The sequence below is a fragment of the Natronomonas salina genome (assembly GCF_013391105.1).
GTDB classification, from domain to species: domain Archaea; phylum Halobacteriota; class Halobacteria; order Halobacteriales; family Haloarculaceae; genus Natronomonas; species Natronomonas salina.
Genome location: NZ_CP058335.1, coordinates 2,935,390 through 2,950,301, shown reverse-complemented (window position 1 = coordinate 2,950,301; position 14,912 = coordinate 2,935,390). Strand labels below are relative to the sequence as shown.

Annotated in this window: 15 protein-coding genes; 9 read left to right on the top strand and 6 right to left on the bottom strand. The window is 64.9% G+C overall.

Going from position 1 to position 14,912, the window contains the following annotated elements; all coding sequences use genetic code 11:
* Positions 1 to 74: 74 nt before the first annotated feature.
* Positions 75 to 461, bottom strand: coding sequence for a hypothetical protein (locus HWV07_RS15255; protein WP_178335137.1), 387 nt, complete (start codon positions 459 to 461; stop codon positions 75 to 77).
* 330 nt (positions 462 to 791) lie between these two features.
* Between HWV07_RS15255 and HWV07_RS15250 the strand changes: the two genes are divergently transcribed.
* The 3 genes from HWV07_RS15250 (at position 792) to HWV07_RS15240 (ending at position 3,057) form a co-directional block, all read left to right on the top strand.
* The gene (locus HWV07_RS15250) at positions 792 to 1,355 is read left to right on the top strand and encodes a hypothetical protein (protein ID WP_178335136.1); all 564 of its coding nucleotides are present in this window, start codon (positions 792 to 794) and stop codon (positions 1,353 to 1,355) included.
* Between the two features lie 208 nt (positions 1,356 to 1,563).
* Positions 1,564 to 2,775, top strand: coding sequence for an ABC transporter substrate-binding protein (locus HWV07_RS15245; RefSeq protein WP_178335135.1), 1,212 nt, complete (start codon positions 1,564 to 1,566; stop codon positions 2,773 to 2,775).
* 129 nt (positions 2,776 to 2,904) lie between these two features.
* The gene (locus HWV07_RS15240; protein WP_178335134.1) at positions 2,905 to 3,057 is read left to right on the top strand and encodes a hypothetical protein; all 153 of its coding nucleotides are present in this window, start codon (positions 2,905 to 2,907) and stop codon (positions 3,055 to 3,057) included.
* 132 nt (positions 3,058 to 3,189) lie between these two features.
* Here HWV07_RS15240 and HWV07_RS15235 read toward each other — a convergent pair whose 3' ends face one another.
* Positions 3,190 to 3,507, bottom strand: coding sequence for a DUF7344 domain-containing protein (locus HWV07_RS15235; RefSeq protein WP_178335133.1), 318 nt, complete (start codon positions 3,505 to 3,507; stop codon positions 3,190 to 3,192).
* 512 nt (positions 3,508 to 4,019) lie between these two features.
* Between HWV07_RS15235 and HWV07_RS15230 the strand changes: the two genes are divergently transcribed.
* Positions 4,020 to 5,582: a right-handed parallel beta-helix repeat-containing protein gene (locus tag HWV07_RS15230; protein ID WP_178335132.1), complete on the top strand. Its 1,563-nt coding sequence runs from the start codon at positions 4,020 to 4,022 to the stop codon at positions 5,580 to 5,582.
* A gap of 97 nt (positions 5,583 to 5,679) precedes the next feature.
* Here the strand turns inward: HWV07_RS15230 and HWV07_RS15225 are convergent, their stop codons facing one another.
* Positions 5,680 to 6,039 (bottom strand): hypothetical protein, encoded by a 360-nt coding sequence (locus tag HWV07_RS15225; RefSeq protein WP_178335131.1) that lies wholly within the window; start codon positions 6,037 to 6,039, stop codon positions 5,680 to 5,682.
* Positions 6,040 to 6,329: 290 nt separating this feature from the next.
* On the opposite strand from HWV07_RS15225, the gene HWV07_RS15220 reads away from it, so the two are divergent.
* The 3 genes from HWV07_RS15220 (at position 6,330) to HWV07_RS15210 (ending at position 10,306) form a co-directional block, all read left to right on the top strand.
* Entirely contained in the window at positions 6,330 to 7,862 is a 1,533-nt protein-coding gene (locus HWV07_RS15220) for a TrkH family potassium uptake protein (RefSeq protein WP_178335130.1), read from the top strand.
* A 150-nt stretch (positions 7,863 to 8,012) separates the two neighbouring features.
* Positions 8,013 to 8,699, top strand: a complete 687-nt coding sequence (locus tag HWV07_RS15215) for a potassium channel family protein (RefSeq protein WP_178335129.1) — start codon at positions 8,013 to 8,015, stop codon at positions 8,697 to 8,699.
* Positions 8,700 to 8,755: 56 nt separating this feature from the next.
* Positions 8,756 to 10,306: a TrkH family potassium uptake protein gene (locus HWV07_RS15210; protein WP_178335128.1), complete on the top strand. Its 1,551-nt coding sequence runs from the start codon at positions 8,756 to 8,758 to the stop codon at positions 10,304 to 10,306.
* A gap of 28 nt (positions 10,307 to 10,334) precedes the next feature.
* On the opposite strand, the gene HWV07_RS15205 is transcribed toward HWV07_RS15210, so the two are convergent.
* The 3 genes from HWV07_RS15205 to HWV07_RS15195 form a co-directional block, all read right to left on the bottom strand.
* A complete protein-coding gene (locus HWV07_RS15205; protein ID WP_178335127.1) occupies positions 10,335 to 10,685 on the bottom strand; it encodes a hypothetical protein in 351 nt (116 codons plus the stop codon).
* A 55-nt stretch (positions 10,686 to 10,740) separates the two neighbouring features.
* Positions 10,741 to 11,187: a universal stress protein gene (locus HWV07_RS15200; RefSeq protein WP_178335126.1), complete on the bottom strand. Its 447-nt coding sequence runs from the start codon at positions 11,185 to 11,187 to the stop codon at positions 10,741 to 10,743.
* Positions 11,188 to 11,282: 95 nt separating this feature from the next.
* Positions 11,283 to 13,562 carry an amino acid permease gene (locus HWV07_RS15195; protein WP_178335125.1) on the bottom strand — a complete coding sequence of 760 codons (2,280 nt, stop codon included), beginning with the start codon at positions 13,560 to 13,562 and terminating at the stop codon, positions 11,283 to 11,285.
* 201 nt (positions 13,563 to 13,763) lie between these two features.
* Between HWV07_RS15195 and HWV07_RS15190 the strand changes: the two genes are divergently transcribed.
* Both HWV07_RS15190 and HWV07_RS15185 read left to right on the top strand, forming a co-directional pair.
* Positions 13,764 to 14,525 (top strand): Lrp/AsnC family transcriptional regulator, encoded by a 762-nt coding sequence (locus HWV07_RS15190; protein ID WP_178335124.1) that lies wholly within the window; start codon positions 13,764 to 13,766, stop codon positions 14,523 to 14,525.
* Between the two features lie 196 nt (positions 14,526 to 14,721).
* Positions 14,722 to 14,877 (top strand): hypothetical protein, encoded by a 156-nt coding sequence (locus HWV07_RS15185; RefSeq protein WP_178335123.1) that lies wholly within the window; start codon positions 14,722 to 14,724, stop codon positions 14,875 to 14,877.
* Positions 14,878 to 14,912: the final 35 nt, after the last annotated feature.

The following is a 14,912-nucleotide window of genomic DNA, read 5'->3' as shown; positions in this document are numbered from 1 at the left end:
CGCGGGTGACGATGCGGTCAGGAACGAGGGCCCTCCGTGCGTACTCCCGGCGCCGAACGACATCGAACTTACCTCTACGTCACGAGGTCGATGACTGGTTCGAGGTCGTCGAAGTTGGAGCCCCTCCGCACCTCCTCGCCCGTGTCGTCCCAATCGATGACGTCGTCCTTCGCGAGGTGCAGGAGCGGCTCGGCCTGCCCGAAATTCGGCCCCGGAGTCACCTCGTGGCTGGTCTCGTTCCAGTCGACGATGCCGCACGCTTCGAGTCTGGAGAGCTGAGCGCGGTCCACCGTGGACTGACGACCGTCCGAGCGCGCGTGCTGCGCCGAGACCTCGATCGTCGGCGTGGGACCGTCCTGTGTCGTCCGCTCGAGGAGCTCCAGCAGTAGATCACGACGCTGCGGATGACCCACCGCCTCCAGCAGGTCGTCGACGGACAGCCCCCCATCCCTGTGAGACATACCGGATATCAGGGAATCGCCCGGATAACTCCCGCAGATTTTCACGTCGAGCTGTTTTTTGAGGAATCGAGTGGTCGATATCCAAATTCCACGCAATGACGAGAGAGCGTCCGTCGGGTGCAGGATTTCTACGAGCAACCGACAACCAGCCCGGCCTCTTCCAGGACGGTCAGGCCAGCCGTCCTGGTCCATCACGGATTGCAGGTAACTGATGAGAAGACGTAACCACGACAACCCACAACATATTGTTGTAGAATGACATCTTCTCCAGCGACTTCGGACAGAGCGTACTGGACCCGCCGACAGTTACTCGTCGGAGCGGGGAGCGCGGTGCTCGTCGGCGGTGTCGGACGCGCGAGCGCGGCAGACGAGGAGGAGGAGGAGGTGACGCCGACGGTGATCATCCCGGCCGTCGACGAGTTCGAGAACAACTACGTCGGGCAGTTCCTCACGATACGCAGCCAAACGATACCGGAGGGCGAAGACCAGGCCGTTACGGAGGCCTGCACCGAGTTGCCGTGGCCGGAAAAGAACATGGTCCAGCGGGCGGGCCAGTTGACCGACCGGCGGTCGGAGGAACCTGTCGCCGTACGGCTGCCGGTCTTCCTCAACGAGGACCAGCGACCGGAGCAGGACGACGCCCTGTACATTATCAGCCGAGCCAGCACCTGTAGTGGCGATTACGTCGAGATCCAGCTCTCGCCGGTCGACCTCCGGAACATCACCGGCTTCGAGTCGGGGCCCGGCACGACCGAGACCGGTGGCGGCGACGGCGGCGGGTCGGGGCTGTCCGCCCAGGACGGGTCGGGCTTCGGGCTGTTCGCGGGCGCCGTCGGGGGCGTCGGGGCTCTCCTCGCTCGGCTGTTCGTCGATCGTGATTCGTCGGGTGAGTGACGAGGATCGGCGCTGTGAGGCCCGGTGAGCGACCCGGTCGCACCAGTTCGCTCGGGAATTCGATCACGGGGAGTCACGAGTGCTGGACGGTCGGAGAGACCCTGCTACTGCGGACGGATTCTGAACGGGAGTTGTGTTCGAGGGAGCCGGTCTTTAGGACCGCCTAAACTTCGGAAGCTATATCAATTATTTAGGCGAGCCTAAACCCATGGTATCTCGCTCGAACGTTCGCGGCGGGCCGACGCGACGCGACTGCGTGAAGTACGGCGGGGCGCTGCTCGGCGGTGGCCTCACTGCCGGCTGTACCGACGACTCGGACTCGGCACCTGACTCGGCGGCTTCGGGGGCGAACGGCGACGGCGTGGACGAACCCTACACGGTGTCCATGTCCCCAGTAGGCGACGTCGAGTTCGACGCCGTCCCGGAGCAGGTCTTCACCGTCTTCCCGCAGTACCTCGACATGGCGGTCGCGCTCGGCCACGGCGACGCCGTGAACGCGGTGTACGTCCCGGAGATGTCCGGGACGACGATGAACCACTACTACCGCCACCTCGACGGCGTGTCCCTGGAGTGGGACGGCCTCCACGACCCTCTGCAGGACGGGCTCTCGAAGGAGATGCTCTACGAGCTCGACAGCGACGTCCTCCTGGCCGACCCGGCGTGGGCGTCGACGCAGAGCGGCTGGACCAAGAGCGAGGTCGAGGAAGTGGGGTCGACGCTCGCCCCCTGGTTCGGGAACTTCTACAGCGGGACCCACGACCCCGCACCGGAGGGATACGACGACTACCAGTACTACACGCTCTGGGAGCTGTTCGGGAAGGTTGCCGAGGTCTTCAGGGAGGCGGAACGCTACGAGGCGCTGGCGGCGGTCCACGAGGATCTGCTCGCCCGGATCGAGGAGGGGCTCCCGCCGGAGGAGGACCGACCGACGGTCGTCAGGGCGACGCTCTCGGAAGACGGCTCGAAGTTCTGGACCTATCACCTCAACGAGCCGGGCTACTGGCTGGCCGACACCCGGCCGCTCGGGGCGACGGACGCCTTCGCCGCCGAGGACTGGGACGGGCTCTTCGGGACCGTCGACTACGAGGTGATGCTGGAAGCCGACCCCGACGTCATCCTCCACCTCTGGGGGCTGACGCCGAACTACAGCATGGCCGACACCCGCCGGACGCTCGAGGACCACCCCGCGGGCAAGGACCTGACCGCCGTGAAGGACGGCCGCGTCTACCCGGCCGGGATGCGGTACCAGGGGCCGATCATGAACCTCTTCCAGCTCGAGATGGGCGCCAAACAGCTCTACCCCGAGCAGTTCGGCGAGTGGCCCGACTACCGGGACGGCGAGCCGTACCCGAACATCCCCGCCGACGAACAGCTGTTCGACCGCCAGCGGGTGGCGAGTATCGTCAACGGCGACGCCTGAACGGCCCACAACTCCGCCGGTAGACCCTGGGTCGCCCGTTTGCGAAACGACAGTTGGTGTGTTTCCGGTTCTGGTGGTTACTTACCATTGCAGTTAGAATACTAACACGTTCGAGGATGATCTGAGACGATGGCCGAGCCGAAGTCCACCCAGGTCCAGTGCAAGGAGTGTCAGTTTTCGACGGTCGTCGAACCCGGCGACGACCGTGACCCGGCGGATATCGTGATCGAACACGGCAAGGAGATGGGACACAAGCTCTCGGTGAAGCCACTCGTCGAGTAGCGTTTTCGGACCGACGCGATCGTTACTGGTGGAGACGCAGGTCGGGGCGCGATCCAGTTCCCGTACTCTATTTGCGTCCGTTCCCGGAACGGCCGTCTCCCCGCCGACACACGTTGACACGCGAAGGGGAACTCAGAGGTCGGCGACGACGAACTGCAGCAATCGCTCCAGTTCGGTGGAGCCCTGATACCGGACGGTCCTGCTTCGCTGGTCGAACTCGACGACGCCGGCGTCTTCGAGTCGCGGGAGATCCGAGTGGACTAGCTCCACGGGAGTCACCCCGGAGTCGCCGTCTTTCTGCAGGTCGATCTCGTTCGCGAGCTCTTGGACGGTCGCGACGCCGTCGTCGGCGTCCTGTAGATGCGTCAGGATGGCACGTCGCTTCGCCTCCGAGAGGATGGTCAGGAGTTCGTCTTTCCGGTCGGCTTGGAAGGTCTGTTGGAGTGTCATGGTGTGGTCCGCGTTCTACAGGCACCGTGTGAACTCTGTATGCGAACCACGTGGCGGTCCGCGGGAATGGACGGCGCGTCGCCGCCTAAAAGACGTCCACTGCATGAAAGAGCGGACGCATACTGTGTACTTTCGAGAACTGTATACGAAACAAAGGACGGGAGAGGGATAAGCTAGACCTTTACTCGGATTCTCACACCAATATCATCTCTACACTCCCGTCTCTCGTCGACGAAACACATGCCGGCAGGCCGGCATATGAGCAGTGATACTAGCGAGGGCACAACTGGCCGACCAAGATGTAATCCAGAGGCATCGCTACGCTTCCACCGGCTAGGACGGGACGAGCTTCGATTTAGGCCCGGCCGACAGTAGAATCCCGCGTCCGACTCAGTAATCGTAGTTGGTAAATATGGGTGTGTACCCCCGGAGTCACCGACCAGTCACCGACTCCACAGCCCATGACGGATCTACATTCGGCACGTTTCCACTGGTACCGACCGCGGTCGATCATGATCGCCGCTGCAGTGCTCACCGTCGCGAGTATGCTGCTGGCGGGGGGCATCGCCGGCGTCGCCAGCGCCGATAGCCACCGGACGGTCGACAGCTGTACGACGATCAACGAGTCCGGCACCTACACGCTCGCCAGCGACGTCGAGACCAGCGAGACCGGCGCCTGCTTCGACGTCCAGGCCTACCCCGTCACGATCGACGGCGACGGCCACACGATCTCCGGGCCCGGAAGCGACACCGACAGTAGCGGCGTCTCGCTGGCCGGCGGCAGCAGCGACGACTTCACGCTGCAGGACGCGACCGTCGACGGGTTCGGGACCGGCGTCGACGCCACCTACGGCCCCTCCGGGCAGATCGTCCTCCAGAGCGTCACGGCGACCGGCAACGATGTCGGCGTCGACGCCGACTACGTCGCGGCCGACATCCAGATCAGCGAGAGCCGAGTCGACGGGAACGCGGAAGTCGGCTTCACCGCTGCATCGAGCGGCCCGATCACCGTCGACGCGACGACGTTCAACGACAACGGCGCGACCGGCTTCCACACGACGGAGAGCTCCGGCGTGACGATGACGGCGGTCGAACTCTCCGGGAACGACGGCTCGGGGATGGTCGTCGGCGGCCGCGGCGACACCTACACGATCGAGGACACCACGGTCACGGACAACAGCAAGCACGGTATCAAGGCGTTCTCGAACGCGGTCCACCTCGATATCTCGGGGTCGACGCTCGCCGGGAACGGCGAGAGCGACCTGAACTCGGATATCAGGACGTCGCTCGCGGACGTCCAGGTCGGCGACGCGACCGTCGACGTCGAGGACGAGGAGGAGTTCGACGCCACGGGCGTCCCGCAGAGCGACCTGAACTCGGATTCCGACGACCGGACGTTCGACGACGGCGTGGCCCTCTCGCGACTCGACGGGAGCGCAGAGGTCACGCTCCCCAGCGGGAGTCACGACTCGGTCGACGTGCTCCGGCACGCGGACGGCTGGACGACGTACGAGTCGGCGCTGCAACCGACCGACGGCGCGGTCTCGGTGACGGTCCAGGACGACGGCACCTACGCACTCGGCGAGCGCGCCGACGAGGCGACGCCGGAGGAGACGGCCACGGCGACGCCCACCTCGACGCCCGAGGCGACGGCGACGCAGACGCCGGAACCCTCGACCACCGCCGGGGCGGACGGCGGGCTCTCGGCGAGCAGCAGTGACACAACCACCGAGACGGCGACGCCGGACGAGACCGACCGCGACACGAGCGGTGGATCGGATGGCGTGTCGAGTTCGAGCGCGGACGAGACGCCGACCGGGACCGAGGAACAGTCCACCCCGGTGACGGTCACGGTGACCGGTAGCGACGACTCCACGACGTCTTCCAGCGAGACTGACCAGGAGGACACCGAATCGGCGGACGAGTCGGGAGAGAGCACCGACACCGCGACGGAGGAGAGCGTCAGTAGCCCCGAGGAGGCGTCGGGTGACGGCCCCGGACTCGGCGGACTCGCGGCCCTCCTCGCACTCGCCGCAACGGCACTCCTGCTCTCGACTCGGCGACGCAGAGAGTAGTCCCCCGGTTGACCAGGATTTCCGGAAGTGCGGTTTTTCAGCTATTTCTTGAGGAAGAGACGACGGAAACGAGACTCGGATTGGCGGAACGGATTCGTCAGACCCACATCCAGGCGCTGTCGTCGAAGTTCTCGGAATCTTCGACGAGTTTCACGTAGAGTTTGTCGTCCCTGGACTTGTACAGGAAACACTCGGGGGACTGCGCCTCGATATCTCGAAGGTGGGCTTCGACCGTCTCCAGGACGGACGTGGACCTCGCGTCGGCGGGGGTGATACGGAGGTATCGATCACTGGGTGACGCGTCCTCCACGTCGACGGTCACCGACCCACGGTAGACCGTGGCGAGAGTCGACGCCAATCGGGTCGTCTCTTCCGCGAGAGAATCACTCACCGCTCCGTCGTCGCTCGCGTGATCGCCTCGCCGCACAGCCGGAGGGTCCATCGCTTCGTGGGACATATTCGTTCGATAGCATCCGTTAACTTAGATTCCTATTACCAGTTAGAAAATGCCAGGCAGTTGCTTGGAGCGACGAAGGAACCCGCAAACACCCGGACGGTCATGAATACATACTGAAACCCCCGATACGAAGCCGTCTTCTCGCTGCTGGGATAGCCATCCGGGGAGTCCCGTTCCCGCTGGAATTGCACACGGAGGACCGGGGGACCGCGACAGTTGCCACGACGACGAGTCCGCATCGACGCATCACCAAACAGTAATCCCTCGGGGGGACGCAGGGTGAAGTGTCAATGGCCGTTCGCGTTGACTACCGCCTCTCGGTGAGCCTCGTCGGCACCGTGCTGAAGTTCATGGCCATCCCGCTACTCGCGCCGCTCGTCACCGCGCTCGTCTACGGCGAGAGCGTCCTGCCGTTCGTCTCCACGATCGTCGTCGCCCTCGTCGTCGGAACGGGACTCGAACGCCTCCACCCCGAACCCGAACTCGGCTACCGCGAGGGGTTCCTGTTCGTCGCGCTCACCTGGCTCGCCGTCCCGCTGCTGGGGACGATCCCGTATCTCGTCGCCGGCGACGGGACGGTGGCCCAGCCGGTGAACGCGCTCTTCGAGTCGATGAGCGGGTTCACCACCACCGGCGCGACGGTCCTCAACGACATCTCGGTCGAGACGCACTCCCGGTCGATCCTGCTGTGGCGACAGCTCACCCAGTGGCTCGGCGGCCTGGGGATCATCGTCCTGATGGTCGCCATCCTGCCGAAGCTCTCCGTCGGTGGCGCCCAGGTGATGGAGGAGGAGGCGCCGGGGTTCGACATCGAGAAGCTCACGCCGGGCATCCAGGAGACCGCACGGGCGCTCTGGAAGATCTACATCGGGTTCACGCTGCTGGCGCTCGTCTGCTACTACGGGTGGAACCTGCTGGGATTCGCCCCGAACATGGACCTCTACAACGCCGTCTCCCACGCCCTCACGACGCTGCCGACGGGGGGCTTCTCCCCCGAAGCGCGGAGCATGGAGGCGTTCAGTCCGATCATCCAGTGGACGTCGATGCCGTTCATGATCATCGCGGGCACCAACTTCGCGCTCTTCTGGCACGCGTTCGACGGGCGGCCGGAGCACCTCCTCGAGAACACCGAGTTCCGGTCGTACGTGAAGGCGTTCAGCGGGGTCGCCGTCCTGCTCTTCGCCCTGCTGTTCAGCGGCATCGGGATGGCCGAGATTCCGACGAACGTCGGCCGACTCACCGGCTCGGTAGAGGCGTCGGCCAGACACGGTCTGTTCCAATCCCTGACGTTCATCACGACGACCGGCTACGCGAGCATGGACTTCAACACGTGGAGTCAGCCGACAAAGATGGTGTTGCTGTTCTCGATGTTCCTCGGGGGTTCGGTCGGCTCCGCGGCAGGGTCGATCAAGATCATCCGGTGGTACGTCATCAAACGAGTCATCAGCCGCGAACTGTACCGGGACGTCCACCCGTCGGCGGTCGTGCCGATCCGGACGTCCACCGAAATCCTCGACGACGACACGGTCCAGGGGCTGCTCGCCTTCACGCTGCTGTTCATGGTCCTGTTCGCCGTCTCGACGGTGCTGCTGTACCTCGATACGGTCCGGACCGGACTCGACCTCTCGCCGATCGAGGCGACGAGCATGGCGATGGCGACGCTCGGCAACATCGGTCCGGGGTTCGGCATCGTCGGTCCGATGAACGGCTACCTCCCGTTCTCGAACGCGTCGAAGCTCTTCATGACCTTCCTGATGTGGATCGGCCGGCTCGAGATCCTCTCGGTGCTCGTCATCCTCACGCCGTCGTACTGGTGGGATTGATCGCCAGCAAGTACGGGCGTGAAGACCGCAGGTAGTACGTTTCGATCGGGCGGGGCCAGCAGTCACAGGGCGCCGAAGACCACACGTGACTTGAGGAGGCCGTAATACGGAGGCGATACGTTTTCAATAGTCACCTTTGAAGGGCGTCGTATGTACCTCATCGTCGTCGGGGCCGGGGATATCGGTGGCCCGCTCATCGATATCGCGACCAGGTCCGGCAACGAGGTGGTCGTCATCGAGCAGGACGACGAGCGGGCGGACCTGATCGCGAGCGAACACGACTGCCTCGTCCTCAACGCGGACGCGACGACCAAGGAGACCCTCCAGGAGGCCGGCGCCGGACAGGCCGACGCCATGATATCGACGACCGACCAGGACGCGACGAACATCATGGTGTGCCTGCTGGCGAAGGAACTCGAGATTCCCGCCGTCGTCTCCGTCGTCCACAATCCCCAGCACATGGCGCTCTTCGAGCAGATCGGCGTCAACACGATGGAGAACCCCCAGCAACTCATCGCAGAGTACCTCTACCGGGCGGTGGCCCGGCCGGCGATCGTCGACTACCTGCGGATCGGCGAGCAAGCGGAGGTCTTCGAGATCACCGTCACCGAGAACGCACCGATCGTCGGCAAGACGCTGCACGAGGCGGCAGAGGAGGGCCTCCTGCCGAAGGACGTCCTGGTCGTCGCGATCGAACGGGAGGGCCAGGATCCGCCGTTGACCCCGCAGGGGGATACGGAGATCCACGCTAACGACCTGCTGACGGTCTACTCCGGGTTCGGCGCCGACCCGGAACTCACCGACGTCTTCGGGCATCCGGAAGACAGGCTGGAGTGACCGTGTTCGTGATCACGACCGGCAGTTACTGACACCGATATCATCGCTACCCTCCTATGAACGTCGATACACGGACGGTCAGCCGAGACGTGGGACGGATCCTGCGAGTCCTCTCGCTGCTCCTGGCCGCATCGATCGTCGTCGTCGCACTCCACGGCGAGTTCTACGCCATCCCGAGTTTCGCCCTCTCGGCGGTCATCGTCGGTGGGCTCGGCACCGCACTCTCCCGGTACTACCGGGACGCGGACGCCCCCGGCAAGCTAGAGGGGATGGTCACAGCGGCGAGTGCGTGGGGGCTCACTGGGCTCCTCGGCGGGCTTCCGTTCCTCATGATAGCGTGGACGATCGCTATCGACCCGTTTCCGGCGTGGGCGAACACGCCCCCGATGGACGACTCGACGGCCATCTTCCTGTCACCGCTGGACGCCGTCTTCGAGAGCATGAGCGGATTCACTGGCACGGGCCTGACGATGGCTGCCGTCGAGGAGCAACTGCCGCGGTCGCTCCACTGGTGGCGCTCGCTGACCGAGTGGATCGGCGGCGTCGGCGTCATCGTGCTGACGGTCGCCATCCTCGCACGGCCCGGCAGCGGTTCCTACACCCTCTTCGAGAGCGAAGCCCGCTCCGAGAAGATCCACCCGAGTGTCATCACGACCGTCCAGGAAATCTGGAAGATCTACCTCGGACTCACACTCGCCTCCATCGCGCTCTTCCTCCTGGTCGGGATGCCGCTGTGGGACGCGATCAACCACGGGATGACGGGAATCTCGACTGGCGGGTTCTCCGTCCACGCCGATTCGATCGGCCACTACGGTAGCCCGCTGATCGAATACGCCACCGTCCCGGTGATGGTCGCCGGTAGTATCGCCTTCCCGATCCACTACCTCATCTTCAAGGGGGAACTGCGGAACTTCTACGCCGACCTCCAGACCCGCTGGGTGTTCATCTGGTTCACCGTCGGCTCTGTCGTCCTGACCGCGATCCTCTTCGCGAACGGCCAGTACGAGACGTTCGAGGAGACCTTCCGGGTCGCGCTGTTCCAGTTCGTCTCCTCGACGTCGAACGCCGGTTTCGGGACGGTCGCGATCGGCGGCGGGACCGAGCGCGTCTGGGGTGCCGGCGCGACGTTGTTCGCCTGCCTGGGAATGCTAACTGGCGCCGCGGCAGGGTCGACCGTCAGCGGCCTCAAGCTCATCCGCGTCATCACGCTCATCAAGGGGACTATCTGGCAGATCGAGAGCGTCTTCCAGCCGAAGACCGCCGTCCGCTACCTCCAGATCGGCGACCGTCGACTGAGCGATGAGCAACTCCAGCGGGAATACAGCGAAGCGACCGTCGTGTTCATCCTCTGGATCGCGTTCCTCGTCATCGGGATCTCGGTCTTCCTGTGGGCGCTCCCGCCGGAATATCCCCTCGAGTACGTCGTTTTCGACGTAATGAGCGCCCAGAGTAACGTCGGGCTCGACGCCGGGATCACCGGGCCGGGGATGCCGGACGTCACGAAGGGGATGTTGATCCTCAATATGTGGGTCGGCAGACTGGAGATCATCCCGATAGCGGTGCTGCTGGATTCGGTCTTCCGCCGGCTAAACCTCTACAAGCGGTGAAGGGATTGCGAGGTGACTGGGACGGCCGTCAGCCCAGCATCCCGCCCAGATCTTCCCAGTGGAGGTGGCGTTCGCCGTCGAGGTTCGGCTCGATGGTGACCACGTAGACGTGGGGGTCGTGCGGGCAGTCCTCGCAGCCCTCCTCGCATCGCTGCCCCTTCACGACGACCGTGTAGAAATCGTACTCGTCGATCCGAACGATCTCTTCGTCCGGCCCCGCTTCGACGAGTTCAGAAATCGGGGCTTCCAGATACTCGACGCGTGACCGAACGTACTTGAGTACCGACCGGAGTTCGGGAGCGGACAGCGAATCGAGCTCGTCGACCAGCTCCTCGGAGACGTTCGACGGCGGCTCCGGCGCGGCGATCGGCTCGTCCATATTTGATTTTAGAATGCGTCTGTGGTAACTCATTCGCCCGCCGCTGTCTGCCGCGCTAGTCCAGGACGATGCTGGTCGGTTGCTCGGGGAGGGAGACGACCGGAACGTCGCTGTTCTCGATGAGGTTCCGCGCGACGTCTCCGGTGACCAGGTGGACCCACCGGCTGCCGCCCCGGGGCGTGAACGCGATCACCGTCGCGCCCGCGTCGCCGGCACCGTCGATGATCGTCTCGGCGACGTCGTGGCCGTACAGGGTCTCGAACCGGATCGTCCCCCACCCCTCAGGGAGCACGTTCTGGAAGGTCTCGTAGGCTTCTTCGGCGTACTGCTCGCGTTGCTCTACGGAGGCCTTGTCGGGCGCGCCGCCGCCCTTCTCGACGACGTGCGTGACGATCACCTCCGAGTCCTCGTCGGCGTACCGGTGGACGGCTCGTGCGGTCGCCTCGGCGTCCTCGGGGTTGGCGATGGGCACGTAGACGGTCTCGAAGAGGTTCTCTGCCATGGTCACTGATCGGTCGCCGAATCCAAAAATGTGCGTCTCCAGCGCTTCCGTGAGCGGCATTTCGGGAGGGACACGAATCGATCACCGTCCGGTTATCACCGGCCGAGGAGCCGTTCCCGGAGCGACCGAGCGGACGGCCGTTCGGTCAGGAGGACCGGCGTCTCGAGGGTCTCGATCGTCTCGAACACGAGCGATCCACGGATGATGCGGGACAGGAGGCCGCGTTCCGTCGCCCCGACGATCACTAGACTGTACTCGGTTCCGAGCCGTCGGATCGTTCCCTCGACGTCCCCCGTCTCGACGCGTATCTCCGCGTCTGCCAGGCTGTGACCGGCAGCCCAGTCGCCGAGGAACTCGCGACCGCTCCCCTCCTCGCCATCGTCGGCGACGTACAGCAGCGAGACGTCCACGCCGACGGTCTCCCGTAACGCCCGTGCGACCTCGGCGGAGAGGTCCGAGGACGGCCCGCCAGCGGTCGGCACGAGGACGTCGGAGAGGGCGAGTTCCTGGCCGTCCAGGACGAGGAAGTCACACGGGAGGTCGTGCGTGAGCTCGTCGAGTGCACCCTCGGCGCGACCGCCGGCGAACTGCGTCCCGCCGTACCCCATCACGACGGTGTCCGCCTCGTTCGTCTGGGCTGCGTCGAACACCTCCTCGATCCCCCGATGGGAGAGGATGGTCCGCGTCTCGATCGGCACGTCGAACGCTCCGGCGTCGGTCTTCGCCGATTCGAGGAGGGACTTCGAGGAGGCGTCGATCCGGTCTCTGTTCTCCGCGGCGGTCGCCAGCGACGTCTGGTCTGGCACGGTGATGATGTGGGTCGCGAGCACCCGACCGCCCTCGTGCTGGGCGATGGCACCGGCGAGGGTGATGAGCGCGCTCTCGGTCCGCGGGTTCGCCAGCGCGACCATGACGGTCGGCCCCTCGTCGCCGGTCGGCGCGACGGCGTCGGCGGCCTCGACGACCTGGTCCGGGAGTTCCTCCTCCCGGCTCCGGATGTAACTCGAGAGGACGCCCTGCCGGTCGGTCTTGTCGCGGGCGTACAGGAAGTACCAGAGGACGGCCGCAGCGACGAAGGCACCCGACAATGCGATCTCCACCCGGTCCATGAACGCGACGAGGCCGAGCGACAGCACGGCGCCGAGAATCGGGGTGACGGGGTACAGCGGCACCTCGAAGTCCGGGTCGTACTCGGGGACGTCGGCCTCGCGGAAGACGATCAGGGCCACGTTCATCAGCGCGTACACGATGAGGTGGAGGACGCTGGCCGCTTTCGAGAGGACCGCGATGTCCCGGCCGAGGAGCGCGATGAAGACGATGATGAGACCGCCGGTGACGAGGATCGATCGGTACGGCGTCGCGTAGTTCGGGTGGATCTCGTTGAGCCAGTTGGTGACGATCTTGTCGCGGCCCATCGCGAAGTTGATCCGCGCGGAGGCGAGGATCGACGCGTTCGCCGACGACGCGGTCGCCAGCAGGGCGCCGATGGTCATGACACCGGCCGCCGCCGCGGCGATCCCGCCGACCGGGCCGATGGCCGAGGGGAAGGCGACCTCGGCGGCCTGTGCGACCGGGGCGTCCTCGCTCAGTTCGGGCCACGAGACTACCCCGAGCATCGTCGTCACCAGGATGGCGTAGACGACGGTGACGATGCCGACGCTCCCGATGATCGCCAGCGGGAGGTTCTGGCCCGGGTTCTTCAGTTCCTCGGCGACCGTCGCGATCTTCGCGTAGCCGAGGAAGGAGACGAAGACCAGCGCCGTTCCCGGCAGTATCGCACCGGTACCGTACGGTGCGAGTCCGCTCTGGTCGGCCGGCAGTCCCTCACCGACCAGGGTCGCGTAGTCGAACGTCGTGAACCCGGCGACGGCGAACACGGTGAGGATAGAGAGGAGGACGAAGACGATGACCGTCTGGACGCCACCGGTCTCCTTGGCGCCGATGTAGTTGACGCCGACGAAGGCGGCACCTGCGACGAGCGCGCCGACCTGGATCGAGTTCAGGAACGCCACCTCCGGCAACCCGACGAAGACGGCGAGGTACTGGCCGAAGCCGATACAGTAGAACGCGGAGGCGAACGCCAGGCCCATCCAGTCGCCCATCCCCGCGATCGAACCGAACAGGGGGCCGAGCGACCTGTTGATGTAGTAGTACCCGCCGCCGGCCTTCGGCATCGCCGTCCCGAGCTCCGAGACGGAGAGGGCGTTCACCATCGCGATCAGGCCGCCCACGACGAACGAGACGACGACGACGGGCCCGGCCGCGTTGGCGGCGACGCCGGGTAGGACGAAGATCCCGGCACCGATCATCGTCCCGATTCCGATGGTCATCGCGGAGACCAGCCCCAGGTCCTTCGCGAGTTCCTCGTCGCTCATCCCTGTCCCTCCTGCGTGTTCTCCCCGACGCTCATACTCCGTCGGTTGGAACGAACCCTCATAACTCCCCCGATGTTATTACTCTATCAGTAATTATCAGGGTAGAATTTTACTGGAAGCGTAATATCCAGGAGTCGGCCAGGCCGGATCGCTGTAGATGCGAGCGACGGGACTAAAGTAGAGCGGCCGTCTACGACGGCTATGACCTACCGGCTGGACGAGATCGACCGTCGCATCATCTACGAGTTGATGCGGGACGCTCGGAACACGTCGGCGCCGACCATCGCCGACGCGGTGAACGTCTCTCCCGGGACGATCCGCAACCGGATCCACCAGCTCGAGGACCACGGCATCATCCGCGGCTACACGGCCGGGATCGACTTCGAGCAGGCTGAGGGCCACCTGACGAACCTCTACGTCTGCAACGCGCCGATCTCCGAACGGAAGTCCCTCGCGAGGGAGGCCAGCGTCGTCCCGGGGGTGATCAACGTCCGCGAACTGATGACCGGCCGTCGCAACCTGCACATCATGGCGGTCGGCGAGAACACGGAGGCGCTTCGCCGCGTCACCCGCGCCCTCTCGCAGTTGGGCATCGAGATCGAGGACGAGACGCTTGTCGAGGCCGAAACGGATAGCCCCTACAGTTCGTTCGGGCCCGAGGACGAGACACCGGGCACGGAGGCGACGGATTTCATCAGTCTCGCGGGCGACGCCAACGTGATCGACGTGACGGTCGACGAGACCGCGCCCATCGTCGGGTGCTCCCTCGAGGAGGCGGTCCGGGACGAGATCCTCGACGACGATTCGCTGGTCATCGCGATCGAACGAGGCGACGAGGTGCTAACGCCACACGGGACGACGGTGATCGAACCCGACGACCTGGTGACCGTTCTCTCGCGAAGTGGACGGACGGACGCCGTGTTGGAGGCGTTCGTCACCGAAGCCTCCCGGACCGAACAGTGACTCTGGGTCGACTGTCGGCGGACGAATCCGTATCTATCGAATCGAACGCGCTTACGGTATCGCTCTGCCGCTCTCCTCGGCCCACCGATAGCCGTACGTCCAGCCTGATACGTAGCGCTACGCTCGGCTCAAACACCTAGAACGTTCCACAAGTACGCGCGGAAATATTATGCTGTACCGGGGGTTACCCCTCGATATGAACTGCAGCGAGTGTGACTCGGATACGGATAAACTGGTGGAGGTGGTGTACACGGACGACGCAGCCGAGACCATCGCTCTCTGCGAAGACTGCCAGGACGAGTTCGCTGACGCCGAGTTAATCAACCGCGTGGAGGTCGCAGAAGGCGAATAGGGTTCGGCGGATACCCTTCGTCGCCCCGTCACTTT

Coding starts and splice junctions, on each gene's coding strand:
- HWV07_RS15255 (WP_178335137.1), bottom strand. CDS start 461: ATGTCTCACAGGGATGGGGGGCTGTCCGTCGACGACCTGCTGGAGGCG.
- HWV07_RS15245 (WP_178335135.1), top strand. CDS start 1,564: ATGGTATCTCGCTCGAACGTTCGCGGCGGGCCGACGCGACGCGACTGC.
- HWV07_RS15240 (WP_178335134.1), top strand. CDS start 2,905: ATGGCCGAGCCGAAGTCCACCCAGGTCCAGTGCAAGGAGTGTCAGTTT.
- HWV07_RS15235 (WP_178335133.1), bottom strand. CDS start 3,507: ATGACACTCCAACAGACCTTCCAAGCCGACCGGAAAGACGAACTCCTG.
- HWV07_RS15230 (WP_178335132.1), top strand. CDS start 4,020: ATGATCGCCGCTGCAGTGCTCACCGTCGCGAGTATGCTGCTGGCGGGG.
- HWV07_RS15225 (WP_178335131.1), bottom strand. CDS start 6,039: ATGTCCCACGAAGCGATGGACCCTCCGGCTGTGCGGCGAGGCGATCAC.
- HWV07_RS15220 (WP_178335130.1), top strand. CDS start 6,330: ATGGCCGTTCGCGTTGACTACCGCCTCTCGGTGAGCCTCGTCGGCACC.
- HWV07_RS15215 (WP_178335129.1), top strand. CDS start 8,013: ATGTACCTCATCGTCGTCGGGGCCGGGGATATCGGTGGCCCGCTCATC.
- HWV07_RS15210 (WP_178335128.1), top strand. CDS start 8,756: ATGAACGTCGATACACGGACGGTCAGCCGAGACGTGGGACGGATCCTG.
- HWV07_RS15205 (WP_178335127.1), bottom strand. CDS start 10,685: ATGGACGAGCCGATCGCCGCGCCGGAGCCGCCGTCGAACGTCTCCGAG.
- HWV07_RS15200 (WP_178335126.1), bottom strand. CDS start 11,187: ATGGCAGAGAACCTCTTCGAGACCGTCTACGTGCCCATCGCCAACCCC.
- HWV07_RS15195 (WP_178335125.1), bottom strand. CDS start 13,562: ATGAGCGACGAGGAACTCGCGAAGGACCTGGGGCTGGTCTCCGCGATG.
- HWV07_RS15190 (WP_178335124.1), top strand. CDS start 13,764: ATGACCTACCGGCTGGACGAGATCGACCGTCGCATCATCTACGAGTTG.
- HWV07_RS15185 (WP_178335123.1), top strand. CDS start 14,722: ATGAACTGCAGCGAGTGTGACTCGGATACGGATAAACTGGTGGAGGTG.